Origin of the sequence: Gordonia terrae, assembly GCF_001698225.1 — a bacterium.
Classification (GTDB): Bacteria; Actinomycetota; Actinomycetes; order Mycobacteriales; family Mycobacteriaceae; genus Gordonia; species Gordonia terrae.
Genome location: NZ_CP016594.1, coordinates 443745 through 468348, shown reverse-complemented (window position 1 = coordinate 468348; position 24604 = coordinate 443745). Strand labels below are relative to the sequence as shown.

22 protein-coding genes are annotated in these 24604 nt (G+C 64.6%); 16 read left to right on the top strand and 6 right to left on the bottom strand.

The features are described 5' to 3' along the window. Window positions 1-3 precede the first annotated feature (3 nt). From nuoL to BCM27_RS02105, 7 genes are all read left to right on the top strand, one after another. A complete protein-coding gene (nuoL, locus tag BCM27_RS02130; protein ID WP_004021548.1) occupies window positions 4-1917 on the top strand; it encodes an NADH-quinone oxidoreductase subunit L in 1914 nt (637 codons plus the stop codon). After that, window positions 1914-3518, top strand: coding sequence for an NADH-quinone oxidoreductase subunit M (locus tag BCM27_RS02125; protein ID WP_004021546.1), 1605 nt, complete (start codon window positions 1914-1916; stop codon window positions 3516-3518). Before nuoL ends, BCM27_RS02125 begins: the two co-directional genes overlap by 4 nt. Next, window positions 3518-5305: an NADH-quinone oxidoreductase subunit NuoN gene (gene nuoN, locus BCM27_RS02120; protein WP_004021545.1), complete on the top strand. Its 1788-nt coding sequence runs from the start codon at window positions 3518-3520 to the stop codon at window positions 5303-5305. The genes BCM27_RS02125 and nuoN overlap by 1 nt, the downstream gene beginning before the upstream one ends. A 538-nt stretch (window positions 5306-5843) precedes the next feature. After that, window positions 5844-7139: a hypothetical protein gene (locus BCM27_RS25305; RefSeq protein WP_004021543.1), complete on the top strand. Its 1296-nt coding sequence runs from the start codon at window positions 5844-5846 to the stop codon at window positions 7137-7139. Between the two features lie 86 nt (window positions 7140-7225). Continuing rightward, a complete protein-coding gene (locus BCM27_RS02115) occupies window positions 7226-7675 on the top strand; it encodes an LpqN/LpqT family lipoprotein (protein WP_239402042.1) in 450 nt (149 codons plus the stop codon). A 15-nt stretch (window positions 7676-7690) separates the two neighbouring features. Beyond that, window positions 7691-7981, top strand: coding sequence for a hypothetical protein (locus BCM27_RS02110; protein WP_004021541.1), 291 nt, complete (start codon window positions 7691-7693; stop codon window positions 7979-7981). A gap of 91 nt (window positions 7982-8072) precedes the next feature. Further along, window positions 8073-8561, top strand: a complete 489-nt coding sequence (locus tag BCM27_RS02105) for an HD domain-containing protein (RefSeq protein ID WP_239450646.1) — start codon at window positions 8073-8075, stop codon at window positions 8559-8561. 348 nt (window positions 8562-8909) lie between these two features. Here the strand turns inward: BCM27_RS02105 and BCM27_RS02100 are convergent, their stop codons facing one another. Then, window positions 8910-9752: an alpha/beta fold hydrolase gene (locus tag BCM27_RS02100; RefSeq protein WP_004021539.1), complete on the bottom strand. Its 843-nt coding sequence runs from the start codon at window positions 9750-9752 to the stop codon at window positions 8910-8912. Window positions 9753-9806: 54 nt separating this feature from the next. Between BCM27_RS02100 and BCM27_RS02095 the strand changes: the two genes are divergently transcribed. The 3 genes from BCM27_RS02095 to BCM27_RS02085 all read left to right on the top strand — a co-directional run bounded on the left by BCM27_RS02095 (window position 9807) and on the right by BCM27_RS02085 (window position 13478). Then, window positions 9807-10685 (top strand): LysR family transcriptional regulator, encoded by an 879-nt coding sequence (locus BCM27_RS02095; protein WP_004021538.1) that lies wholly within the window; start codon window positions 9807-9809, stop codon window positions 10683-10685. Further along, on the top strand, window positions 10682-11614 hold the full coding sequence (locus BCM27_RS02090) for a serine hydrolase (protein ID WP_004021537.1): 933 nt from the start codon (window positions 10682-10684) through the stop codon (window positions 11612-11614). The genes BCM27_RS02095 and BCM27_RS02090 overlap by 4 nt, the downstream gene beginning before the upstream one ends. Before the next feature lie 94 nt (window positions 11615-11708). After that, window positions 11709-13478, top strand: a complete 1770-nt coding sequence (locus BCM27_RS02085) for a penicillin-binding transpeptidase domain-containing protein (RefSeq protein ID WP_033204556.1) — start codon at window positions 11709-11711, stop codon at window positions 13476-13478. A gap of 69 nt (window positions 13479-13547) precedes the next feature. Here the strand turns inward: BCM27_RS02085 and BCM27_RS02080 are convergent, their stop codons facing one another. Beyond that, entirely contained in the window at window positions 13548-15146 is a 1599-nt protein-coding gene (locus tag BCM27_RS02080) for an alkaline phosphatase D family protein (RefSeq protein ID WP_004021535.1), read from the bottom strand. 133 nt (window positions 15147-15279) lie between these two features. Here BCM27_RS02080 and BCM27_RS02075 point away from each other — a divergent pair, with 133 nt between their 5' ends. Further along, window positions 15280-15504 carry an amphi-Trp domain-containing protein gene (locus BCM27_RS02075; RefSeq protein ID WP_004021534.1) on the top strand — a complete coding sequence of 75 codons (225 nt, stop codon included), beginning with the start codon at window positions 15280-15282 and terminating at the stop codon, window positions 15502-15504. A 30-nt stretch (window positions 15505-15534) separates the two neighbouring features. Here BCM27_RS02075 and BCM27_RS02070 read toward each other — a convergent pair whose 3' ends face one another. Then, window positions 15535-16176 (bottom strand): hypothetical protein, encoded by a 642-nt coding sequence (locus BCM27_RS02070; protein ID WP_004021533.1) that lies wholly within the window; start codon window positions 16174-16176, stop codon window positions 15535-15537. 344 nt (window positions 16177-16520) lie between these two features. Between BCM27_RS02070 and BCM27_RS02065 the strand changes: the two genes are divergently transcribed. From BCM27_RS02065 to BCM27_RS02055, 3 genes are all read left to right on the top strand, one after another. Continuing rightward, complete coding sequence (locus BCM27_RS02065; protein ID WP_004021532.1) at window positions 16521-17039, top strand: OsmC family protein; 519 nt, start codon at window positions 16521-16523, stop codon at window positions 17037-17039. Between the two features lie 245 nt (window positions 17040-17284). Beyond that, window positions 17285-17776 carry a 5' nucleotidase, NT5C type gene (locus BCM27_RS02060; RefSeq protein ID WP_033204558.1) on the top strand — a complete coding sequence of 164 codons (492 nt, stop codon included), beginning with the start codon at window positions 17285-17287 and terminating at the stop codon, window positions 17774-17776. A 9-nt stretch (window positions 17777-17785) separates the two neighbouring features. Further along, window positions 17786-18865 carry an HNH endonuclease gene (locus tag BCM27_RS02055; protein ID WP_004021770.1) on the top strand — a complete coding sequence of 360 codons (1080 nt, stop codon included), beginning with the start codon at window positions 17786-17788 and terminating at the stop codon, window positions 18863-18865. Between the two features lie 302 nt (window positions 18866-19167). Here BCM27_RS02055 and BCM27_RS02050 read toward each other — a convergent pair whose 3' ends face one another. Further along, entirely contained in the window at window positions 19168-19770 is a 603-nt protein-coding gene (locus tag BCM27_RS02050) for a hypothetical protein (protein ID WP_004021771.1), read from the bottom strand. Window positions 19771-20040: 270 nt separating this feature from the next. Between BCM27_RS02050 and BCM27_RS02045 the strand changes: the two genes are divergently transcribed. Then, on the top strand, window positions 20041-20766 hold the full coding sequence (locus BCM27_RS02045) for a GNAT family N-acetyltransferase (RefSeq protein ID WP_004021772.1): 726 nt from the start codon (window positions 20041-20043) through the stop codon (window positions 20764-20766). 19 nt (window positions 20767-20785) lie between these two features. On the opposite strand, the gene BCM27_RS02040 is transcribed toward BCM27_RS02045, so the two are convergent. Further along, entirely contained in the window at window positions 20786-21745 is a 960-nt protein-coding gene (locus BCM27_RS02040) for a hypothetical protein (RefSeq protein WP_033204561.1), read from the bottom strand. Window positions 21746-21842: 97 nt separating this feature from the next. Between BCM27_RS02040 and BCM27_RS02035 the strand changes: the two genes are divergently transcribed. After that, on the top strand, window positions 21843-23594 hold the full coding sequence (locus BCM27_RS02035) for a DUF3556 domain-containing protein (RefSeq protein ID WP_004021774.1): 1752 nt from the start codon (window positions 21843-21845) through the stop codon (window positions 23592-23594). A gap of 16 nt (window positions 23595-23610) precedes the next feature. Here the strand turns inward: BCM27_RS02035 and BCM27_RS02030 are convergent, their stop codons facing one another. Further along, on the bottom strand, window positions 23611-24573 hold the full coding sequence (locus BCM27_RS02030; protein ID WP_004021775.1) for a DMT family transporter: 963 nt from the start codon (window positions 24571-24573) through the stop codon (window positions 23611-23613). Between the last annotated feature and the right edge of the window lie 31 nt (window positions 24574-24604).

Below are 24604 nucleotides of genomic sequence, written 5' to 3'. Positions count from 1 at the left end.
TTGGTGAACGCCGAACTCACTGCGTCACTGCTCTGGTCGATCCCGGCACTGCCGCTGCTCGGCGCCGCGATCCTTCTCCTCGGCGGCAGGGTCACCGACCGGTGGGGGCACCTGCTCGGCACGGTCCTCGCGATCGCGTCGTTCGCGGTCGCGCTGATCATGTTCGTCGGCATGGTCTCTCGTGGCGCCGATGACCGCGCCGTGTCGGACATCCTGTTCAGTTGGGTACCGGTGGGCGAGCTGCAGGTCGACTTCGGACTTCTCCTCGATCAGCTGTCGATGTGCTTCGTCCTCCTGATCACCGGCGTCGGTTCACTCATCCACGTCTACTCGATCGGATACATGCAGGACGATCCCGATCGTCGTCGATTCTTCGCCTACCTCAACCTGTTTCTCGCGGCCATGCTCGTCCTCGTCCTGGCCGACAACTATCTGGGCCTCTACCTCGGCTGGGAAGGAGTCGGCCTCGCGTCCTACCTGCTGATCGGCTTCTGGCAGCACAAGCCGTCGGCGGCCACCGCGGCCAAGAAGGCCTTCGTCGTCAACCGGGTCGGCGACATCGGGCTGGCCGTCGCCCTCATGATCATGTTCGCCACGTTCGGGTCGGTGGCCTTCACCGCGGTGTTCGGCGGCGCCTCCCAGGCGGGCGAGAGCACCCTCACCGCACTGGGTTTCGTGTTGCTCCTCGCCGCGTGCGGCAAGTCGGCGCAAGTACCGCTGCAGTCCTGGCTTGGCGACGCGATGGAGGGTCCGACCCCGGTGTCGGCGCTGATCCATGCCGCGACCATGGTGACCGCGGGAGTCTACCTCATCGTCCGCTCGGGTGCGATCTTCGACCTCGCCCCCGCCGCCCAGGTCGGGGTCGTGGTCGTCGGCGCGGTCACCCTGTTGTTCGGCGCGATCATCGGTTGCGCGAAGGACGACATCAAGAAGGCGCTCGCCGCGTCGACGATGAGTCAGATCGGGTACATGGTCCTGGCCGCCGGGCTCGGGCCGGCGGGCTACGCGTTCGCCATCCTGCACCTGCTGACCCACGGATTCTTCAAGGCAGGCCTGTTCCTCGGCGCGGGTTCGGTGATGCACGGGATGAACGACGAGACCGACATGCGCCGCTACGGTGGCCTGCGCACCCTCATGCCGATCACGTTCGTCACCTTCGGCGTCGGGTACCTCGCCATCATCGGGGTGCCGCCGTTCGCCGGCTTCTACTCGAAGGATCACATCATCGAGGCGGCATTCGGTGCCGGTGGGGCAAAGGGACTGATCCTCGGTGGCGCTGCACTTCTCGGTGCCGGGATCACCGCCTTCTACATGACCCGGGTCATGCTGCTCACCTTCTTCGGCGAGAAGCGCTGGCACGACGGCACGGACTCGCCGGCACCGCACCCGCACGAGTCGCCGCGGGTCATGACCGGCCCGATGATCCTGATCGCACTCGGGTCCATCGCCTCGGGCGGCCTCCTGGCCATCGGCGGATCGCTGGAGACGTGGCTCGAACCCGTTGTCGGCGAACACACCCCGCACCACCTCATCCCGGTGTGGGCCATGACGGCGATCATCCTGCTCGTGGTCGCCGTCGGCGTGGCTGTCGCCTATCGTCGATACGCGACTCGGCCGGTACCGGTGACCGCACCCGAGGACGTGTCCGTGCTCACCGTGGCCGCCCGACGCGATCTGTACGGCGACGCCGTCAACGAAGAGCTGCTGATGCGGCCGGGTCAGCGGGTCACCGCCGGCCTCGTCGCAGTCGAGTCCGACGGCGTCGACGCGCTCACCAGCGGCGTCGGCGATGCGGTGACCGGCGCGTCGCGACGAATACGCGGGTGGCAGAACGGATATGTCCGGTCCTATGCCCTGTCGATGTTCGTCGGCACCACCGTGATCGTCGCCCTGGTGATGGCGGTGAACGTCCTGTGAGCATCCCCTGGCTGACCGTCCTCTGGGTCGCGCCCGCGGTCGGCGCCGCGCTCGTCCTCGCAGTCCCGGCACATCGGGTGACCGCGGCGAAGTGGTTCGCGCTCGTGGTGTCCGTGGCCGTTCTCGCCCTGTCGATCGGTCTCGCGATCGGTTTCGATCCGGACGGCCAGCGGTACCAGTTCGTGGAGGACGTCAGTTGGATACCGGCGTTGGGTACGCGGTACGGATTGGGGCTCGACGGCATCGGGCTGGTCTTGATACTGCTGACCGCGGCGCTCCTGCCACTTCTGCTCGTCGCCGGCTGGCGCGACGTCGAATCGTCGGGCTCGCTGGATAATTCGGGCGGCCGCGCACAGAAGGGCCCGCACATCTATCTGGCGCTGTTCCTCGCGACCGAGGCGATGGTGCTGATGAGCTTCGTCGCGCTCGACGTGCTGCTGTTCTACATCTTCTTCGAGGCGATGCTCATCCCGATGTACTTCCTGATCGGCGGGTTCGGCACCGGACCCAACCGGTCGGCGGCCGCGGTGAAGTTCCTGCTGTACAACCTCTTCGGTGGCCTCGTTCTGCTGGCCGCGGTGATCGGACTCTACGTGGTGACCGCCCAGAACGGCGTCGGTGCGGACGGTGGCGGAACCTTCGCACTGCCGGACATCGCCGCCGCTGTCGCGAGCGGACAGATCGACGACTCGACCGGACTGGCCAAGCTGCTCTTCCTCGGCTTCCTGTTCGCGTTCGCGGTCAAGGCGCCGCTGTGGCCGCTGCATTCGTGGCTGCCCGACGCCGCGGTCGCAGCGACTCCGGCCTCGGCGGTACTGATGATGGCCGTGATGGACAAGGTCGGGACCTTCGCGATGCTGCGATTCTGCATGCAGCTGTTCCCGGACGCGTCACAGTACTTCGCGCCGCTCGTCTGTGGGCTGGCGGTGGTCAGCATCGTCTACGGCGCGGTGCTGGCGATCGGCCAGACCGACGTGATGCGGCTGATCGCCTATACGTCGATCTCCCACTTCGGCTTCATCATCCTCGGCATCTTCGTGATGACCGATCAGGGCCAGACCGGCTCCGCCCTCTACATGGTCAACCACGGGATCTCGACCGCCGCACTGTTCCTCATCGCCGGTTTCCTGGTGTCCCGGCGCGGGAGCACCTTGATCGCCGATTACGGCGGGGTACAGAAGGTCGCGCCGGTCCTCGCGGGCACCTTCCTCGTCGCCGGACTCGCCACTCTCTCCCTCCCCGGTCTCGCACCGTTCATCAGCGAGTTCCTAGTCCTCATCGGCACATTCACCCGCTATCCGGTCGCCGCAGTGGTCGCCTGTTCGGCGCTCGTCCTCTCGGCGATCTACATCCTGTGGACCTATCAGCGCATGATGGGCGGGCCACCGAAGGCACCTGATGTCCGAGGATCGTCGATGCGCGACCTGGCGGGACGTGAACTGGTGGTCGTCGCCCCGTTGCTCGCGCTGCTCATCGCGCTGGGGGTGTACCCGAAGCCGATGATCGACCTGATCGATCCCGCAGTGCAGGCAACTCTCACCACAGTCGGCGTCGAGGCGCCCGAACCAGCGGTGGCCGAACCGGATGCGGAGGGCAACTGATGAACCCGACAACCCTCACCGACGGTCCGATGACGCTCGCCGCCATCGCCACCCCCAGCGTCGAATACGCGTCACTGTCGCCGATGCTCATCGTGTTCGGCGCCGGCGTCATCGGGGTGCTCGTCGAAGCCTTCGCGCCCAGCCGACTGCGATACCCACTGCAACTGTCGCTCTCACTGGGCGCACTGATCATCGGCCTCGCCGCGCTGGTCACGGTGACGATCGCGCAGACGCACGATGGCGCGAACGGCGAGTTCGCGATGTCCGGCGCGGTCGTGATCGACCGCCCGACCCTGTATCTGCAAGGGCTGCTGCTGATCATCGCGATCGTCGCGGTCGGGTTCATGGCCGAGCGTCGCCTCGAGCGGGTCGTGGCGCCGGTGACGATGCGCAAGCTCGCCGGGGTCGGCGGACCGGATGGACCGTCGACCGGCAACGGCATCACCACCGGCGGCCCGGCCGGCGGTGGCGTCGACGCCGACATGTTCACCCCGTCCGGGGCGTCGGTGCCCAACACCGACGCCGAGTTCGAGGCCACCCGCGCCGGCGCGGTCACCACCGAGGTCTTTCCCCTGGCACTGCTCGCGGTGGGTGGGATGATGCTGTTCCCGGCATGCGGCGACCTGCTCACGATGTTCGTGGCGCTGGAGGTGTTCTCGCTCCCGTTGTACCTACTGTGTGGACTTGCGCGGCGACGGCGCCTCATCTCGCAGGAGGCCTCGCTGAAGTACTTCCTGCTGGGCGCGTTCTCGTCGGCGTTCTTCCTGTTCGGTTCGGCATTCGTCTACGGCGCCACCGGTTCGCTCAACCTCTCGACGATCGGTGCGTCGATCTCCGCGACTGCCGACAGCGGTGGCGACACCACGCTGGCCCTCATCGGGCTGGCACTGCTCGCCGCGGGCCTGCTCTTCAAAGTGGGTGCGGTGCCGTTCCATTCGTGGATTCCCGATGTCTACCAGGGCGCGCCGACGCCGGTCACCGCGTTCATGGCCGCAGCAACCAAGGTCGCCGCCTTCGGGGCGCTGCTACGCGTGTTCTACGTCGGCTTCGAGGGGCTCCGCGAGCAGTGGGAACCCGCGTTGTGGGCGGTGGCGATCGCCTCGATGGTCATCGCCTCGGTGATGGCGGTGACGCAGAACGACGTGAAGCGGATGCTCGCGTACTCGTCCATCGCACACGCCGGGTTCATCCTGCTCGGCCTGATCGCCTTCGACGAGGCCGGTCTCGGCGCCACGCTCTTCTACCTCGCCGCCTACGCGTTCACCACTCTCGGCGCCTTCGCGACCGTCGCGGTGATCCGCGAACCCGACTCCGCCGCCGGGTCCTCCGCTCGCAGCGCCGCCATCCACGGCACGACACCCGCCCCACGGAACCCGCACCTGTCCGGCCGGGAGGCCACCGACCTGACCCAATGGTCGGGGTTGGGACGCCGATACCCGTTGGTGGGCGCCATGTTCGCGGTCTACCTGCTCTCGTTCGCGGGCATCCCCCTGACCAGCGGTTTCATCGCCAAGTTCGACGTCTTCGCCGCAGCCGCCGGCTCCGGCGGCGGCGTGCTCGTGGTCGTCGGCGTCATCAGCAGCGCGATCGCCGCCTACGTCTACATCCGCATCATCGTGGCCATGTTCTTCGACGACGTCCCCACCACCGGCGCCCCGCATGTGGTGAAGCCGAGCGTGCTGACGACCTCCGGGATCGCCCTGTGCACGCTGGTGACGGTGGCGCTCGGTGTCTTCCCCCAACCGCTGCTCGATCTCGCGGAATCGGCCGCGGTGTTCCTGCGCTGATTGGGCAACAAGCGCCCGTCTGTGGAACAGCAGTGCTGGTAGCCGCGTCCCATGCCGGGTAACCGACTTGCGTCCGGTCTATCCCCAGATGCAACGTGCACCCCGTACGGAAGATCCTGCCCAACTACTATCGTTACGGGTCCGAATACCTCGGGTCGCATGCTCGCCGATAGCTGGGGGTCGCAATGAGCGAGAGAGTGTCGGTTGATCCTGTCAATCTGCGGTATGGGGGTCAACAGCTAGGCGGTTGGCACGACGAGGCCATCGACGTTTTTCATGGCGGGTTCCGGACCTTGGCGGAGGCCGCTGAAGCTGGCTGGGTGGGCGCGTCGGCTCGAGCATTGGCAGAACGAGTTGGTGGACTGCAGGCGTCTGCGCGGGACCTGACCGCACGTCTCGGAGAGAACTCAGCTCGGTTCGTAGCCGCGGCGTACAAGTTCGAACTCGATGACAGTATTTCAGCCGCCAACCTCGCGAAACCGCCTAGCGATGGCCAAGCGGACGTCGCTCCCCCGGTCTCGGACCGAATGCTCAACTTGTGATATCGATATCCGATATCGATCGCTGGAATGCAGCGGACATTGAAGCGGTTTTCCGCGTGTGCGCTGGCCAAGCAGAACACTGCACGACTCAATCAACTAATCTGAAGAACCTGGATACGTTCTCTTCTTGGGACGGTGACGCCGCCGCAGCCGCAAAGCGTTCCATTGGTCGGGCCCGGGTTGACTTCGATGCTCACGGAAACCAAGTCGCCACGATAGCTGCGGCCGCGCGGGCTGCGGCACAAAAGGTCGAAACCATCAAGCGAGTCCTCGGCCAGATCCGCGGCGACGCGTTTAGCAATGGCTTTATCGTCGAGGATAGCGGCAGAGTGGCCTCCACCCTACAGACCGTGATGTCCGCCGAGGACTCGGAGAAGAGGGAGTCCCTTCGGACGGCGCTTCAGATTCGAGTCAACCAACTGTTGATCAATGCAGAGGCTGCGGATGATGATCTGGCCGCGGCGATCAGAGCAGCAGACGGAGAACTTCGTCCTGAACAGATTCCACCGGGAGCATTTGACGGTACCTATGCGGGCGTCTTCGGTATTGCATCGCTTGGTCTTCCACACTACCCGGATGGATCACTGACGAATTCCGAGACTCGGAGTTACTACGCAGAAGCCGAACGGAGACTGAAGTCCCTCAATGACACTTTGGCAAAGTCTGATATGCCATTGGATCAGCGGGCACTGATTGCGCAAGAGCTTCGGAACGAGATCCGAACGAAGGCTCGCGCCCTTATGGCGGATCAAAACCTCGCATCCCAGCTGTTTCGTGAAGAGCCAAACAAGAATATGGAACAACTGATCGAGCACAAAGCTCAAAAATATGGGATGAGCCGCGAGCAGGCACTTGACGACATAATCAGGTCTTCATCCACAAGCCGCGAGTCCGTGAATACGCGTCTCGGGATAGACCCGGACAAGCCGGTTCTGCCGGATCCAAGGGAGGTTGAATCACGGGCGCCTCGAGCTGGCCCAGTAGAAGTAGCTCCCGACCGCATGGGCGCAACAGCCACGAAGGTTGCGGCGAAGATCGCCCTACCAGCGGCAGTGGCCTACGAGGTTTACGACGGGTACAACCAAGTCAAGAATGGCGAGGAGAGCGTCCCTGAAGCGGCGGGAAGTGGCGTAGGTGCCGTCGGTGGTGCGTGGGCGGGCGCCGAGTACGGTGCGTTGGCAGGCGCAGCAGGTGGTCCTATCGGAGTCGGCATCGGGGTAGTCGTCGGTGGCCTTGCCGGCGGACTTATCGGAGGAACATTCGGAAAGCAGATTGGTGGCCTGTTCGATTGAGCGAGAACTGGACTTTGTACGACAGACTTGAGCGGATGGCGGTAGTTCAATCACGCGTCGCCGATCCTCGAACACTCCCGGGTGACGTGCGCATCGAGGTCGACGCTGTCGAATATCGAGCCGACCCCGCAGGTACGCAATTAGGGCTCATAGCCTTGTATTTAGCGCAACAAGCCCAAGAAGAAGGCTTTACGGACAACGTCACCGTGATCCTGACACGTTTCGTAGTGGACGCGACGGTTGATATAAACGACTTGTTCGATCACGCCTTCGTCGAGGCTCGCGAGTTTCCGGAGTGGACCGAGCAACGCGCGGACCGGTATCCGATAAGTACGCGTACCGAAGGAGCGACCATACAAGCAGGCAGTCATCGAGAAGATGACGGCAAATGGCTCTACACGGTCAATAAGTTCGAGGCATATCGACGGGGCAATGTGGCCTACCTCCTGCAGTGCACGGGTACTACCGCGTCAACTCGCCTTGAGACGTGGTCAGCCCTGAACGATATGGTCAGTTCCGCACACTTCGACGATTAACACTTAGGAGTCAGAGTGGTAACACGTGCGTCCATCGTTGCAGACCTCGACCAAGCGCTCGCCACACAGATCGACTTTGTTGCCGATCCGCTTGACAGCTCGTGGTACGTCGGAAACTTCGACGGCGAGTCGATCTATGTGCGAATGGGCAACTTCCCGGACGAAGAGGCGTACTCGCTCTACTTGGGACATGGTCGATGGATGGATTTCAGCCGAGTTCCCGACAACTGGACCATTACCACCCCAGCGGAAGGGTGGCCGTCAACGGCTCGGCAACGCCTACCCAAGGGCGAGTTTCATGCCTGAGCATGGAACCGCATACCTAAACACACAGGATCGGGATGCGCTGATCAGCCGATGGAGCGAGCCCCATCGGAAGTACCATGACGTTCGACACTTGAATCAAGTCATCAGCTCGCTTTCCGTACTACGTTCTGCCGGTACTCCATTCGATGAAGAAGCAGTTCAGCTTGCGGCATGGTTTCACGATTCTGTCTACGAGATTGGCTCTCCAGACAATGAAGAAAAGTCCGCCAGCCTTGCCGAGACGATGCTGACCGGCCGTGCGTGTGCGCCCGAGGTCGCACGGCTTGTTCGAGTCACCGCTACGCACACCGCCGACATTTGCGACCAGAACGCGGCGGCACTGTGCGACGCGGACTTGTCGATACTGGCGAGCAGCCCCAGCGAGTATGCCGCCTACAACGCCAGTGTCCGCGACGAATACTCTGCCGTCGAAGACGATGCTTACAAAGCAGGTCGGACTACCGTTCTCAACCATCTACTTGACATGGACTCGCTGTACAAAACGGACTACGGCCGGGCCCACTGGGAACGTCGCGCTCGCGAAAACCTCCGCGACGAACTTGCCCAGCTCAGAGGATAGGCGACGACGGCTCGACACGTGGTACACACACCTTAGCCATGGTCCGGTCCAGCGCACACCCAAAATGCGGTTGTTAGCGACGATTAGCTAGTCACTGTGGTGTTGTGAAGGCCATGCACGGTCCCGTTTCGGGGCCGCGGTTCGAGTTGCGGCAGTTGTGTCCAAAGTCCGGCGCAAACTGCCGCAACGTCGATGAGCTGCAGCTGCATTGGGAACAAGAATCATCCCGATCTCCAAGGCGTTCGACCCGAGAACTTCCTCTGCCGGAGGAGAAGTCGATAACACACCCATCTGCTGCGCAGCACACCAAGGCCCCCCGCAGTAAGCGCGATACATGCGCCGGCCGGTTCAGTCGGCACTGACATTCAATACCTGCCGAACAATGCTGTGCAACAAAGCGTCCGGTTCGGACTCCGGTAGCCAATGACCACCACGCATCTCGCGAACGTCCACCCCGCGAGCGACTTCGGCGGTCTTGCGCATCACAGCCCTACTGAAGAACGGATCGTCGCGACCGTAGATGTAGACCGTGGGCACCTTCTGATGCGATGACGGCGGGCGGGGGTGCTTCGGCGGCCGAAGCATCTCGAACAACATCCGCCGATACCAGTTGACTGCGCCCCGCGCGGCACCTCTTCGCTTCAGACGTTGCTGATAGTGGCTTGCACGGTCCTCAGAGAGACCTGATCGCTCCAAGAATCGAGCCAAGTGTCTAGTCAGAACGTATTCCGGCGCGGCCGGCAGAGTCAGCGCGAGCATGTACCAGCTCTTCAGAGCTTGCTTTGTTCGCGTCATACCCCACGCCAGGGCCTGGGGGTGCGGGGTCGACACGATGGTGGCGGTACGCAGTCGGTGTGGGTGAGTTCTGCGCATCGTCCACACCAAAGCCCCTCCCCAGTCGTGGCCCACGACGTGAGCGCTGTCGACCTCGGCCGCGTCGAGCAACGCGATGATGTCGGCGACGAGGCGTGGCAACCCGTACCGCGACACCGGCCGCGGACACGCCTCAGGCGAGTAACCACGCAGGTTCGGAATCAGGACCCGAAAGCCACGTCTGGCAAGCGACTGACCTACCGCGTCCCACGCCGTGCGGTCCTGGGGGAATCCGTGAAGGAGAACCACAGTCGGGTCGTCGTCGGCTCCCAAATCCGTCACCTCGAAGATCAGTCCGTCGGTGGTGAACGTATCCACGCTGCTTCTCCTCGCTCAGAGACTTACTGCACCCACCATGCCATCCTGGAACGCGTGGATCTGATCAGGCACCTGCGGTTCTTCGTCGCCGTGGCCGAGGAGGGCCATTTCGGCGAGGCTGCGGCCCGCCTGGAGATGACGCAGCCGCCGGTGTCGCAGGGACTGCGGCGTCTGGAAAAGCAGTTGGGTCTGCAGCTCATCCGACGCACCACGCGCGGCGCCGAGCTCACCGACGCCGGCCGCGAACTTTTACCCCGAGCCCGACTGCTCATCGACGATGCCTCGAGGTTCCTCGGCGAAGCCCGTCGACTCCACGAACGAACTGAGGTATTACGTTGGGGTGCTGCATCACTCGTCGGCTCGACGATCACGGCCACTCTGGCACAGCGCATCGCAGGTGTGACATCAGGGCAGGACTCCGTCAGCGCCTCGACAGTGAACCTCATCGAACAGGTCTCGGCAGGCACCATCGACCTCGCCGTCGTCGAAGCACCCTGTGTCACCGGCTCGTTGGCCGCCGGGCCGGTCGTCGTACTCAAGCGTTCGGTGGTGGTGCCTGCAACGCACCCGGTGGCATCTACCGACCGGCCGCGCCTGCGGCAACTGGCCGACTTGCGGTTCTGCCACACGCCGCGATCGTTCAACCCGCCGGCACACGACCAGCTGATCGACCGCCTCCGCGAGTCGGGACTCGACCCGCAGTTGCATCCGGTGACCTCGGCCGATCAGGTGCTGGCGGCGGTCGCCGCCGGGCACGCCTTCGCGCTCACCGCCGATCGTGACGCCCTCGCCGCGGTCGAGGCCGTCGGCTGCGTTCCCATCGGCCGGGACGCCACCGCCCTGCGCCTTCGGGTCGTGTATCGCGAACCCGGCCTCGGCGAGGTGGCCGAAGTCGTCACCGCTGCCCTCTACCGGATCGGCAAGGCCTCGTGAGCGCATCGTCGACCCTGCCCGAGTCCGTCCGTACCGAACTCGATCGGGTTGTCCGCGAGTCTTTCGCCGACGCAGGTTGTTCTGGTTGTGTGCATGTTCGGACGATCGGCCCGACGCCCATCGAGTACTGCCACGACGCCGACACGCCGGTCGTCCTCGCGTCGGTCTACAAATTGGCCGTGCTGATCTCTTTGTGCCGCATCGCAGATCGCGGCGACATCGATCTCTCCGCGTCGGTCACCGTCGATCCCACCCGTTGGGCTCAGGGCCCGACCGGACTCGCGCTCTTCGTGGATCCGGTGACCTTGTCCTGGCGTGACCTCGCAACGTCGATGATGACCGCGTCCGACAATGTCGCCGCCGACGTCATCCTTGCCCAGATCGGATTGCAGCAGGTCCGAGACGATCTCGTCGAACTGGGCCTGACGAACACCCGGATCGTCGGAGGCGTCGCCGAACTCCACGAACGTCTGCAGCGGGAGACCGGCACGAGCACGGTCGCCGAGGCATTCGCCGCCCTGGCCGATCCCGATCTCGACGCGTCGATCAGCGCCTACGACGCCGCCTACTCCAGCTCCGCGACACCGCGCGACTGCACGACCCTGCTCGACGCGGTCTGGACCGATCGAGCAGCGTCCGCATCATCGTGCGAGTTCGTCCGCCAGACGATGAGGAAGCAGGTGTTCACCTCGCGACTCGCATCGGGGTTTCCGTTCCGACGCGTCAGCGTCGCGGGAAAGACGGGCACGCTCGTCGCCGTCCGCAACGAGGTCGGGGTCGTCGAGTTCCCCGGCGAGCTGCCGCTCGCGATCGCGGTGTTCACGATGAGTGCGAGATCCGAGATGGCCTTACCGGAAGTCGATCGTGCGATCGGGCTGGTCGCGCGCGCCGTCGTCACCGAATTGCGAACGCCCGATGACGGAGGTTGATGGGGCTTCCCAACAGCGGCGATAGCGAATCACTATCGACCTATCGCGTGCCGAAACTTTGCGTCACGGTGCCCCGATGGGTTGGCTTGCGGACATGCGTCGTTGGTGGGCACTCCTGAGTGCATGTGCGGTGATCGTGGGCACGGTGTCGGGGTGCTTCCTGACCTCGGACTCGCCGGAGGATGCGTTGCGGTCGTTCGCCGCTGCTCTGCAGAAGGGTGATGCCACAGGTGCTGCGGCGCTCACCGACGATCCGGCAGCGGCAGGCGCGGCGATCGCAGCGGTGTTCGACGGCATGGGTCAGACGCCGAAACTCTCGGTGACCGGCAGCCTCGTCGACGACAAGGAGGTCAGCGGTTCGCTCGATCATCGTTGGCAGATCCGGGACCGCAGTGTCGAATATCAGACCTCTGTGACGCTCGTGGAGTCGAATTCGCAGTGGCGGGTCCGGTGGCAGCCGTCGGTGATGCACCGACAGCTCCGTGCCGGAGAATCGTTCTCCTACAGCGACGATCGCGCATACCGAACCCCGGTGCTCGACTCCAACGGTCGACCCCTCATGACGTGGCAACCCGTGACGCTGGTGAGCCTGTCGCGCGCCCAACTCAATTCGGCAGCCACACTCGCGCGTGCGCTCCGGCCTGTCGAACCCGGGATGACGGCAGCCGGGATCCGCGCGAGCTTCGAGGGCAACGACGCTCGGCAACACACGGTCATCCGACTCCGCGACTCCGACATCGGCCGGGTGAAGCGCGACGTGGCAGCCATCCCCGGCGTCACGCTCACCGAGCAGGGCGCGCTCCTCAGCGCGACAAAAGCTCTCCACTCGCCGGCGATGTCGGGACTCGAGGACATCTGGCGCACGGCGATCGACGCCACGGCCGGGTGGTCGGTTCAGATAGTCGACGCCGAGGGCACTCCCACCCACCTGGTGGATTCGGCTCAGCCCGGTCCGACACCGCCGGTGCGAACCACCATCGACCGGGATATCCAGACCCGGGCTCAGCTCGCCGTCGACGGTGACCGACGCCCAGCCATGATCGTCGCAATCAAGCCCTCGACCGGGGGCATCGTCGCCGTCGCACAAAACGGCGCCGCCGACAAGTCGGGGTCGGTGTCGCTGTCCGGCCTGTACCCACCGGGTTCGACCTTCAAGACCATCACGACCGCCGCTGCGCTCGATGCCGAGGCGGTGCAAATCGGTTCGCAGGTCCGCTGCCCCGGTCGCGCCACCATCGAGGGGCGGACCATCCCGAATGAGGACGACTTCGACCTGGGGACCGTGCCACTGCCCACCGCGTTCGCACGGTCGTGCAACACGACGATGGGCGCACTCGCGAACAAGCTCTCCGACGACGCCTTGACGACGATGGCGCGCCGCTTCGGCATCGGCGCGGATTACACCGTTCCTGGCCTGACGACCGTGACCGGCTCGGTACCCAGAGCCGACTCCCCCGCGCTACGTGTCGAGAACGGCATCGGTCAGGGCACGGTGACCGTGAGCCCCTTCGGCCTTGCGCTCGCCGAGGCAAGTCTCGCGCGCGGCGAAACCGTCGTCCCCAGCTTGGTTCAGGGTCAGCGAACGACGGGAGACATCGAACCGCAACAGATCTCGGACGATGTCACTCGTGCACTTCGGGGCATGATGCGTGACACGGTCATTCGCGGTACGGCCACCGCACTCCGGGACATTCCCGGCTTGGGCGGCAAGACCGGCACCGCCGAGTACGGGGACAACAAGAACCCGCATGGCTGGTTCGCCGGGATCGTCGGGGACCTGGCGTTCGCGACCTTGGTCGTGGGCGGCGGGTCGTCGGCCCCGGCCGTCGACGTGACCGGTGAGTTCCTGCGGCCGTTGAGCTAGTGAGCGCTCCCGAGAGTGCGGAACAGGCAACGGATTCCGGGACGAATCCCGCACTCTGTCAAAGGGTCGTCACGACGCCGGCTCGAGGTCCTTTCGGTACAGGTCCTTTCCCGATGCGTCGACCAGAGTCACACTCAGCACCTTGGTCCTGCCGTCGATCGTGACCTCGCCGAAGTGCTGGAACCCCTCGGCCGGCGACACATTCGACTCCGTCGGCGCGTGAACGAACTCGTACTCGGCGCCGAATGTACGGTCCAGCGGACTCTCGGGGAACGCTCCGGCGTGCAGTGGTCCGGCCACGAACTCCCAGAACGGCGAGAAGTCCTGGAAGCCTGCGCGGTCGGGTTCGTAGGAGATCGCGGCGGCGTAGTGGACATCGGCGGTGAGGAACACCATGTTCTGAACGTCCCTCGTCTGAGAAAGGATGCGAGAGAACGCGATCTCTCGACCGAGCGGGCCACCGTCATCCCCCTGCGCGACTGCTTCCATCGCCTTCGGGCCATGGGCCGGTGTCGTGTTCTTGTCCTCCACGACGATGCTCAGCGGCAGGTCGTTGGCGACGATCTTCCACGTGGCCCGCGAACCCCGGAGTCCGTCGATGAGCCACTGCGTCTGCTCGGAACCGAGAAGACCGTCGGCGTTGTCTTTCGACCAGGCATCGGGATTCGGGTCCTTGTGGCTGCGCATGTCGAGGAGGAAGACGTCCAGCAGCGGGCCGTACGAGACCTTGCGATACACACGACCAGCGGAGCCGATCTCGACGGGTTGCCATTCCTGCCAGGCCTGACGTCCATTGCGCGCCAACACATCGACGCTCATCTCGATGTAACCCTCGCGCCCCTGCCCCGCGAGGCTCTCGCCCGGGAACCAATTGTTGACGACCTCGTGATCGTCCCACTGCACCAGCTGCGGGACAGACCCGACGAAGCGTCGAAAATGATGGTCCGTCAGGTTGTATGCGTAGTTCCCGCGGAAGTGGTCGACGGTCTGCGCCACCTGTTCCTTCGCCGGGCTGGTGATACTGCGGTAGACCTTGCCGTCATTTTGCTCTTGCGTCGGTTCGACGGGGTTGTCGGCGTAGATGGCGTCGCCGGAGTGGACGAAGAACTGCGGATCGCGATCGGCCATGGTGCCGAAGATGGTCATCCCGCCCATGTCGGGGTTGATTCCCCACCCCTGACCGACCACGTCACCGGACCATTGGAACCTGATGTCCCCCTCTCGCACCGGAGCGGTGGTGAAGACGCCGGTCACCGGTTCGGAGAGCGCCCCGTCCTCACCTTCGAGAGTGACGCGGTAGTGCACGGTCTGCCCGGGTTCCAGACCGGCCACCCGCAGTCGGCCGGTCCCATCGCCGGCGGGAGTGAGCATCGGTCCACGGAGCTTCCGTGCATTGGTGAAGGTCTCGCTCGACGCCGTCTCGACGATCATGGTCGCCGGGCGGTCCGACCGCGCCCACACGAGTGCCCCTCCGCTGGTGACCTCCCCGGAGGCCACTCCATGAGTGAGAACGGGGCGATTCCGGACCAGGCTCGGTGCCGCCGAACCAGTATTCGACGACCCACAGGCCGCCATCGCCGATCCGACCGGGACGAGCAGCGCACCCGCAGCGGCGGTGCGCAGAATCGTGCGTCGTGACGGGGTGCCGACTCGTTCGGGTTGGGTCATGATCCTCAGGGTCGCGCAGCACTTTCAATGGATCGTGAAGCGCGGGTGACCAGAAGGTGTCCGTGTCACGGGTCGGCGTTTCTCAGCACGCATGTCGCTTGACCGGACCCATCCGGTCGGTTCAGATGGACTGATGAGCGACGAACTGTTCGAGCACAAGACCAAGACCGAACTGACTCGCGAGGAGGCGGCGAAGAAGATTCACGAACTCGCGGACGCCATCGCGCGACACAACGAAGTGTCCTTCGTGGAGAACAACAAGACCGTCCGCGTGGACATCCCGGCCAGGGTCCAGTTGAAGATCGAGATCGAGCGGGGCGAGGACGAATCCGAGCTGGAGATCGAAATCACCTGGTAGACAGGCGACATTCTCAGTCGGCGGGCCGTGTCAGAGGCTGTGCTGCGTCAGCACCCCGGTCCCGTCCCGTGCCGCATCCGAGCGAACCACACGCGTCAGCCGCCAAGCGGCGAGCGCGAAAGCTGCCTGGCCGACCGCGTTGATCGACTGCTCGAGCCACTGCAGCGACAGCGTCTGTTCTCGACCCGCCAGCGGCCCCAGCGTGTAAGCCGCCACCAGGCACACGGCGAGCAGCGCCACCGTCGTGACGTCACGGACCTTCCACGCGTCGCGAGCGAGGGCGGCGTAGAGCGCTGTGGATCCGAGTATCACCGCGATCAGGTACCAGTCCGCGATCGCCGGTACCGCCACACCAACAGCCGCCAGACCCATGAGAAGGAGAGCGACCGCGAGGTTGCGGACTCCCCACGCAGCTGCCGCGAGCAGCAGAAACCCGCATCCCATGAGTGGAAACAACCCATCCGCCAGCCTGGGGATATCAGCAACGTCGGAGGCAGCCAAAAGCTTCCAGGTAGCTTTCGCGAATCCACCGACAAAGACCAGGGTGGCGCCGACATACGCAGGGAGCCAGCCGATTCGGCGAGCGACGATGAATCCACCAAGAGCGCCGAAGACCACCGGCACGAAGTCGAACAGCGCCAGTGGAATCGAGACCTGTTCCCCAGGTGTCACACTCGCCCCTCAGTCCTCGGCGAGTGGCGGCACACACTAGGCACCTCGACATTGTTCAGCATGCTGAACAATCTAGCGGGTTCGGTGCGCTCATGCCACCACCCAGCCGCTGTTCGCCCTCACTCCCAGACTTCAACTCGACTGACAGACTTCGATCGAGGTCTGTCAGTCGAGTTGAAGTCTGGCAGTCAGGGTCGACAGCGCTACGGATCACGATCTGCGGACGCGCAGGATGCGCTCCCGTGCGACAACAGTGAAGGCTTCCGCCCAGCCTGACGCAGAACCTCGCCGGTCACCGCGTCGCCCGCTAGCTTCGTCGGCAACCAGACCGTCGAAGGAGCACCATGACCGAGACCGCCACCCGCCTCAATGACGTGGACATCGCCGCCGTCGGCCAACTGGTCGAAGCGATCCAGGGCGACGCCACCAAGGCTCAGACGACGTGGGCCGCGCACGTCCAGTGGAACGGTTCGTTCGCATCGGCGGCCCGGATTCGCAACTTCTCGCCGATCGCATCCGACGAGCCCGCCGCGCTCGGGGGCGGCGACACGGCGCCCAACCCCGTCGAGCAACTACTCGGCGCGTTGGGCAACTGCCTGGCCGTCGGTTACGCCGCGAACGCCACGACGGCGGGCATCGAACTCAAGGATCTGCGAATCGATCTGAAAGGCGACCTCGACCTCCACGTCTTCCTCGGCCTGGCGGAGGGCCATGCGGGGTTCGAGTCCATCACCGCGACAGTCACCATCGACTCCGACGCCCCGCGCGAGAAGCTCGACGAGCTACACGCCAAAGTCCAGGCGAGCTCACCGGTCGGGCACACCCTCGGCAACGCGGTGCCGGTGGAGATCGTCTCGAACTGAGTTCTACGGAGTTCTCGGACTCGGCGACCTTCTGGTCGAGATCCGAAAGAGGCTGGGCGGGTGCATCACATGCACCCGCCCAGCCTTGTGCGGTGCCGACGCGAAACGGTCAAACTGTCATACCTCCGTCCTACTCTGTGAGTGTCAGGTGTTCGAGCCCCTTTTCGACCGTGGTCACGGCCCGAACATTGTCGGAAGAATGAGCCATCGTCACAACTGATCCAGCGCAGAGGGAATCACACATCATGACAGAGGCACCGGTGGTTACCACCAAGAAGATCCTTTACATCGACATGGACAACACGCTCGTCGATTTCCATTCCGGCATAGACAAACTCAGCGCAGCTGAGCACACACGATTCGAGGGCCGACTCGACGACGTTCCCGGGATCTTCTCTCTGATGGACCCCATGCCCGGAGCCATCGAAGCCTTCGACGACCTGTCGCGACTGTTCGACACCTACATCCTGTCCACTGCCCCCTGGGACAATCCCCTCGCCTGGACCGAGAAGCTGCTGTGGGTGAAAATGCACTTCGGACGCGAGAAGGACTCCCGCGCCCACAAGCGACTAATCCTCTCGCACCACAAGAACCTCAATCGAGGCGACTTCATCATCGACGATCGCACCGCCCGCGGCGTCGAAGACTTCCAGGGGACCCACATTCATTTCGGCCGGCCAGGATTCGAGAACTGGGCGAAAGTCGTCGAACACATGCGGCCACTGGCAGAGTCGTAAGCTTCTTGGGTGTCCGTCCCCGCCGATCCCTTGACTCTCGGCCAGAAGCTCGTCGCCATTCTCGAGAACGGAAGGCGCACAGCAACCTATAAACTCGCAGTGCTCGTGGCGCTGCTCGACCTCGCCGTCGAGTCCGTTCCCGAGGACACCGAGGCGCCGGTGGACATCGACCTGGATGAACTCACGAGCCGAGTGATCGAACTGTACTGGCGTCAGTTGCGACCCCTCGACGGCAACCAGTTGCGTCAATCCAGCGATGGTCGAGGGGTCATCTTCGACGCGGTTGCCGTCTTGCGGTCCCAGACCACCGGGCCACGCCAGGGCACAGCCGAGCTGTTCGCTTCGCGTAGGTCGGACACATACTTGATCGCCCATGCCAATGTGAAGCGAACCCTCGTCCGCTATCCACTGAAACTCCTGCAGAACCTGACATCTGGCGATACCAATGAACGCTTCCTGTATGACGACTCGTGGATGGGGACCGACTCGCGAAGAGTGGTCATCGATCACGGGAACAGGCTCACGCTGTTCCCCGGTGTCTGTCTCTCCCTTGCGCGCCTTGCCCCCTTGCTCAAACCGGCTTTTCAACTCGCCTGGGTGGATGACGTGCGTCGAATGAACAAGGCCATCCTCGACGACGGTCCGGACCTGGTCGGCCACCTCTTCGGCACCGACCGAGTATCCCTGCAGCGAGCAGGAGAAGCTCTGGTCGACAGGTTCGGCCCGTCGTGCTTCTACTGCGGGACTACGACAACACGCCTTCGGCACGTAGATCACGTCTTACCGTGGTCACGCCTGGGCATCGACGGACTGGCCAATCTCGTGACCGCCTGTCAAAGATGCAACATCAACAAGTCCGACCGCTTGCCCGCGCCGGTCCACGTGCAACGCGCGCTAGACCGTGGACGTACAACACTCGACGGGATCGCCACCGAGATCAACTGGCCGAGCCAGTACGACCGCGTCGTCGCGGCACGCCGCGGGCTGTACGTCACGCAAACAGTCAGTACTCCGGTCTGGCTGGGCCGCGACAACATCACGACACTCTCCCGCACAGACATCGACTGGCGTCCACCGGAGACCGGCTGAATCGCGGTGCCCGGTGCGTTCGTATTGGGCGGCGGCCGCCCGAGTGGCCTGCTCGATGTCTCCAGTTTGCGTGACAAGTTCCTGGTGACGCGTTCGGAACGGTGAGTTGCGGGTGTCCAATTACCTGATGGCTCGAATCCTGGCCGGTTTGTCCCCGGAGTGAGCGCGGCCCTGGGGCGCCGCCGGCCGGGTTCATCGGCGTAACAGTCTCAACAGTGCACTCACCAAACGTCCACCCATCATCGAACGCCCCCTCCCGACCCTCTGCGGCACCTCACCGACATGGACTTCGACACGAATGATCAACCACGCGCATCCGAGAGACACAGCAACCGGTAATGCGCCTCATGCTTCCCGTCCACCACTCCATCGGCCCCGTAGTAGAACATCAGCGTCGAATCAGCGGCTCCCGCGTTGATGCAATCCCGTTTGGCGTCGGGATGATTCTGTGGCAACGGGTGGTCGACTCGCGCGTCGACCTTCCTCGCCCCGCTTTCGGTGCACGCCACCCGGCGTGGCCGCTGCGGCGGCACCTCGGACGAGATGCACTCGCCCCGTTGCACATTGTTGATGGACTTCGAGGGATCGATGTCTTTCGGACCCACACAGAGGGCCACGCGGTCCGGCGACGTCAGGGTCACCGCACGCTCGACTCCGTCCACCTGGACACATCGAGCGAGCTCCGTCAGCTCGACCACCGCGTAGACCTTGTCCACCGCACGCTGCGACGAGCACGGGACGCGGTCGAACACTGTCCCCGCCGCGTTCCACACCACACAGTCGCCCACTGCGAACATTTGTTCCCTGTCCGCCCCCCTCTGCCCGTCGCGGAACGCCGTCATGAGCCCGACGGCAAGAACGACCACACCGAGGACGATTCCACCACCGATCAGCAGCGCGACCATGCATCCGCTCCCCTGCTTCCGTGGCGGCGGAGTACGGTTCACCGGGACGCCGAAGGCGGGATGCGGACCGGGATGCCGGATAGGCCGCGGATTTCCGGGATTCGGGCGATGAGAGTATCCCGGCGGATAGGGTGAATTCACACGGCGGACAGTAACAGCGCGGGCCGATCACGTTCCCGAATACATCCACAGGCTTCAACACCCACGTGCAACCCCGCACCCTGACGTGCCACCACCGATGTCCGCACCGTGTGGGCGTATCGTCACCGTGTGACCGACCGCATCACCGACGAACGGGTACCCGAACACGGAATCACCGGTCACGCGTTGCTCGACAATCCGGCTCTCGCCGCGCTCACCGGTCCGCACGCCCACTTCGCACAGCGCCATGGTTCGGCTCTGCGGTATCACCCCGACGTCTGCCCCATGGCAGCTCTCCCCGACTCTCCCACCGCGCAGGACTGGTCGGACGCCGCCGATTTCGTCGGTCCGGGTGGTTCCCTGTTCTTGCCGGTGGTCACCAATCGTCCACCAGACGAATGGGATACGACGATGGACCTGCCCGGAGTACAGATGATCGATGCAGGCGTCGACACGCGGCGAGACGACGAGGCCGTGCCCCTGACACCTGCGGATGTGCCGGAGATGACCGATCTGGTCGAACGGACCCGCCCCGGCCCGTTCCGTCCTCGCACCATCGAGATGGGCACCTATCTCGGGATTCGACGCAACGGTCGTCTCATCGCGATGGGCGGCGAACGGCTGGGGCTTCCGGGGTACACCGAGATCAGCGCGGTGTGCACCGACCCGGGGTTTCGCGGCCTCGGGCTGGCCTCACGACTCGTACTCGATCTGGCACACCGCATCCGGGACCGAGGCGACACCCCGATCCTTCATGCCGACGCCCGCAATGTCAGCGCGATCCGGTTGTACGAGCAACTGGGTTTCGTCGTCCGCCGGGAGGTCCTGTTCCAGATCGTCACCGCCCCGCGATGAGCACACCGACCGGTCTCGGTCAGTTGCGCTTCAACGACTTCGCCAACGGCGCAATCTCATCGAGGTAGATCGAGGCCAGCACATCCGATTCGTCGGCCATGTGCCGCACCCGGTCGGCCTCCGCCCGATCCCATTCGGTGGCGACGACATGCTCGAAATCGTTGATCCCGCCGACACGGTCGAGCCACGCCTGCTTCTCCTGCCGATGCTGGATCTGCGCGACGATCCGCTCGTAGCCGGCGAACGCCTCCAGGCGCCGGACCAGTTCGTCGAGGCGGCCCGACAGCAGGAGTGATTTCTCGGCAAACGTGGAGACCACTTCCGGGTCGGCGGCCAGGTGCCCCGCCGGCGCGTCGCCGAGAATGGCGAACTGGTCGCGAAGGCCGACGGCCGCGTTCGCGATGGCGGTGACCTCACCGCTCAGGTCGGCGCGCACCGAGTGGCGATCGAAGAAGTCGAGGCGCCACGCGGGGAGACCGTCGATGCGTTCGGCAACCGACGCGGTCGTCCATGCGATCTGACCTATCGGGTCGGACGAGAAGCCGTCGAGTTCGTCCACGGCACGTCTGTACCTCTGAGCCCGACCTCCCGCATCATCGGGCCCATCGTCGAACCCCTCGAGCGATCGACCACACCAGATGTCCAGGGCTCGGAAGATGAACCCGCCGGGATCGCCCTCCCCGCCGTCGGAGGGATCGACGTCCAGGCGCTGTCGAATCGACTCGCATGACTTCCACCGCCGGGCCTGCGCCACCCGAAGCGTGTCGGCGAGGTCGGCCAACGGGTCCGCCGAGGATTCCTCGGGTGCGCGCGCCGGGAGTGGGCCGCCTGCCTTCGACCGTGTGGCCGTCCTCCGGCTGCGGATGTCGTCACGCATGCCGGTGAACATCGCCGAGAACGCGCCGATCGCCATGCCCAGCAGCACGACGAGGGCCGCCGCCATGACCACCACGAAGACGGCAATCACGACGTACATCATCCATTCAGTAGACCACGGTTCACACGACAACGGTCGCTGTCGCCCAGACAACCGAACTGGCGCCAAGCAAGCACTTGGTTTGCTAGGTTCTCCGACGATGGGATTCCTGAAACAGACGACCCCGGAGATCGACTTCCCGACGTGGAGCCGGGGCTCTCGCGCGGAGAAGATCAAGCCGATGGCCCGGCACTGGGCCGAAGTCGGGTTCGGCACGCCGGTGGCCCTACACCTGTTCTATGTGGGCAAGATCCTCGCCTACATCCTCATCGGCTGGGTCATCGTGATCAGCACCCCCGGCGTCGACGGCTTCTTCGACGTCACGACTTGGTACAACGAGCCGATCGTCTTCCAGAAGATCGTGCTCTACACCATGTTGTTCGAGGTCGTGGGCCTCGGATGTGGGTTCGGTCCGCTGAACAACCGGTTCTTCCCACCGCTGGGTTCGATCCTCTACTGGTTGCGCCCGAAGACCATCCGTCAACCACCGTGGCCGCGAATCCCGTTGACCGCAGGAGACTCTCGTGGTCCGGTCGATGTCGTCCTCTACGGCGCGCTGCTCGTCGTCCTCGTCATCGCGCTGTTCAGCCCGGGTTCCGGCGCGATCCCCGAACTGGACACGACGGTCGGCGTCCTCCCCAGCTGGCAGATCTGGGCCGTGGTGGGCTTGCTCGCGGCGATCGGTCTCCGGGACAAGACCGTGTTCCTCGCGGCGCGCGGCGAGGTCTACGGCGCGTTCACGGTCGCGTTCCTCTTCAGCGGTGTCGACATGATCATCGCTGCGAAGCTGGTGTTCCTCTGCATCTGGCTCGGGGCGGCGACGTCGAAGCTGAACAAACACTTCCCCTTCGTCATCGCGACGATGATGTCCAACAACCCGATCTGGCGGTCGCCGAAGATCAAGCGCAAGTTCTTCGAGAACTTCCCCGATGACCTGAGGCCAGGGCGTCGTTCGCGGTGGATCGCCCACTTCTCGACTGCGATCGAGGGCCTCGTCCCGCTTGTCCTGTTCTTCTCGCACGGCGGATGGGTGACCGCGATCGCGGCGACCATCATGCTCGTCTTCCACTTCGGCATCCTGTCGTCGATCCCGATGGGCGTTCCGTTGGAGTGGAACGTCTTCATGATGTTCGGGATCGTGGCGATCTTCCTCGGTCACCCCGGCATCGGACTGACCGATCTCCAATCGCCCTGGCCGATACTGCTCTTCGCAGTCTCCGCCGGCACTGTCGTCGTCGGGAATCTGATGCCGCGCAAGGTCTCGTTCCTGCCGGGAATGCGGTACTACGCCGGCAACTGGGACACCGGCCTGTGGTGCATCAAACCGTCGGCGTCGGCGAAGATCGAGCAGGGCATCGTCGCCATCGCGTCCATGCCGGCCGCACAACTCGAACGCTTCTACGGCAGCCCGGAAGCAGCCCAGATCCCGCTCTACATGGGATATGCGTTCCGTTCGTTCAACAGTCACGGTCGGGCGCTGTTCACGCTGGCGCACCGAGCGATGCACCCGACGCCCGAAGAGCAGTACGTCCTCACCGACGGCGAACGCATCTGCAGCACGGCGATGGGGTGGAATTTCGGGGACGGGCATCTCTCGAACGAGCAACTCATCGAATCCTTGCAGCGACGTTGCCATTTCGAGCCCGGTGAAGTTCGGATCGTGCTGCTCGACGCGCAACCCATTCACCGTCAGACGCAGGAGTACCGTCTCGTCGACCCGGCGATCGGCGAGTTCGAGCGCGGGTACGTGCGTGTCGCCGACCTCGTCACCCGCCAACCGTGGGACGACCAGGTCCCGGTCACGGTGACCTGGCGCGCCGACGGAGACCGCACGGACGAACCCGCCGGGTGAGGTGCAACGCCCGACCTCAGGGAGCAGCGGTTGCCGTACGCGCTTCGGCCTCTCCCGGATCACGTGCCTCGGGCGGCGGTGCCGCACGATTCACCACCCAGGTGGCGCCGCATGCCATCACGAGCCCGAGAGCCGTTGCCCAGCCGAAGGGTTCGCCGTACATCGCGGTGCCCCAGACAGCGGTGACAGGCGGCATGAGGAACATGAGCGTGTTCACCGATGTGACGCCGGATCGTCGTAGGAGCACCCAATACAACCCGTAGCCGCCGAAGGTGGACAGCACCGTCAGCCAGACGATGGCCAACCAGAAGGCGCCGTCTGCCGGCGGCATCGCCACTCCCGCGAGAAGCCCTGCCACGGTGAAGATCACCGCGGACGCTCCGCAGTGGATCGCCAAGACGACGACAGGCGAGGGTGAGTCGTCGACGCGCCGCTCGAGGAAGGTGGCCGCGACGAGGGCGGCCATCCCCAGCAGTGGAACCAGGTATGCCCACCAGGGCGCACCTGCGGACGATGCCGCGTCCGACCAGGTGACCACGACGACGCCGGCCGCTCCCACGAGCAGTCCCCACCACTGGCGTCGATGGGTGACCGCCCCGAGCAGCGGCCCAGCCAGAGCGGCGACGACGAGCGGCTGGACGCCGTCGATCAGTGCCGTCGTGCCGGTGCTGACGCCCAGCGCGATCGCCCAGTACACGGTGACGGTGTAACCCGCTTGCGAGAGGGCCCCGATCACCAGCTGAGAACCGAGCCACCTCGCCGACATCGTCGCCAGACCACGCCGCCGCCACAGGAGGTACACGACACCCCCGAGCACGACCGCCACAACCAGGAAGCGCCACATGAGCACGGTGAGCACCGATGCCGCCCCGGCGCCGAGTTTCGCTCCGATGAATCCAGACGACCAGCAGATGACGAACACCGCCGACATCGCAAAGGTCGCCCACCGCGCGGGTATACCGATCTGTGAAGTCTGCATGTTCGCCGACCTTACCGATCGGTGTAGTCTT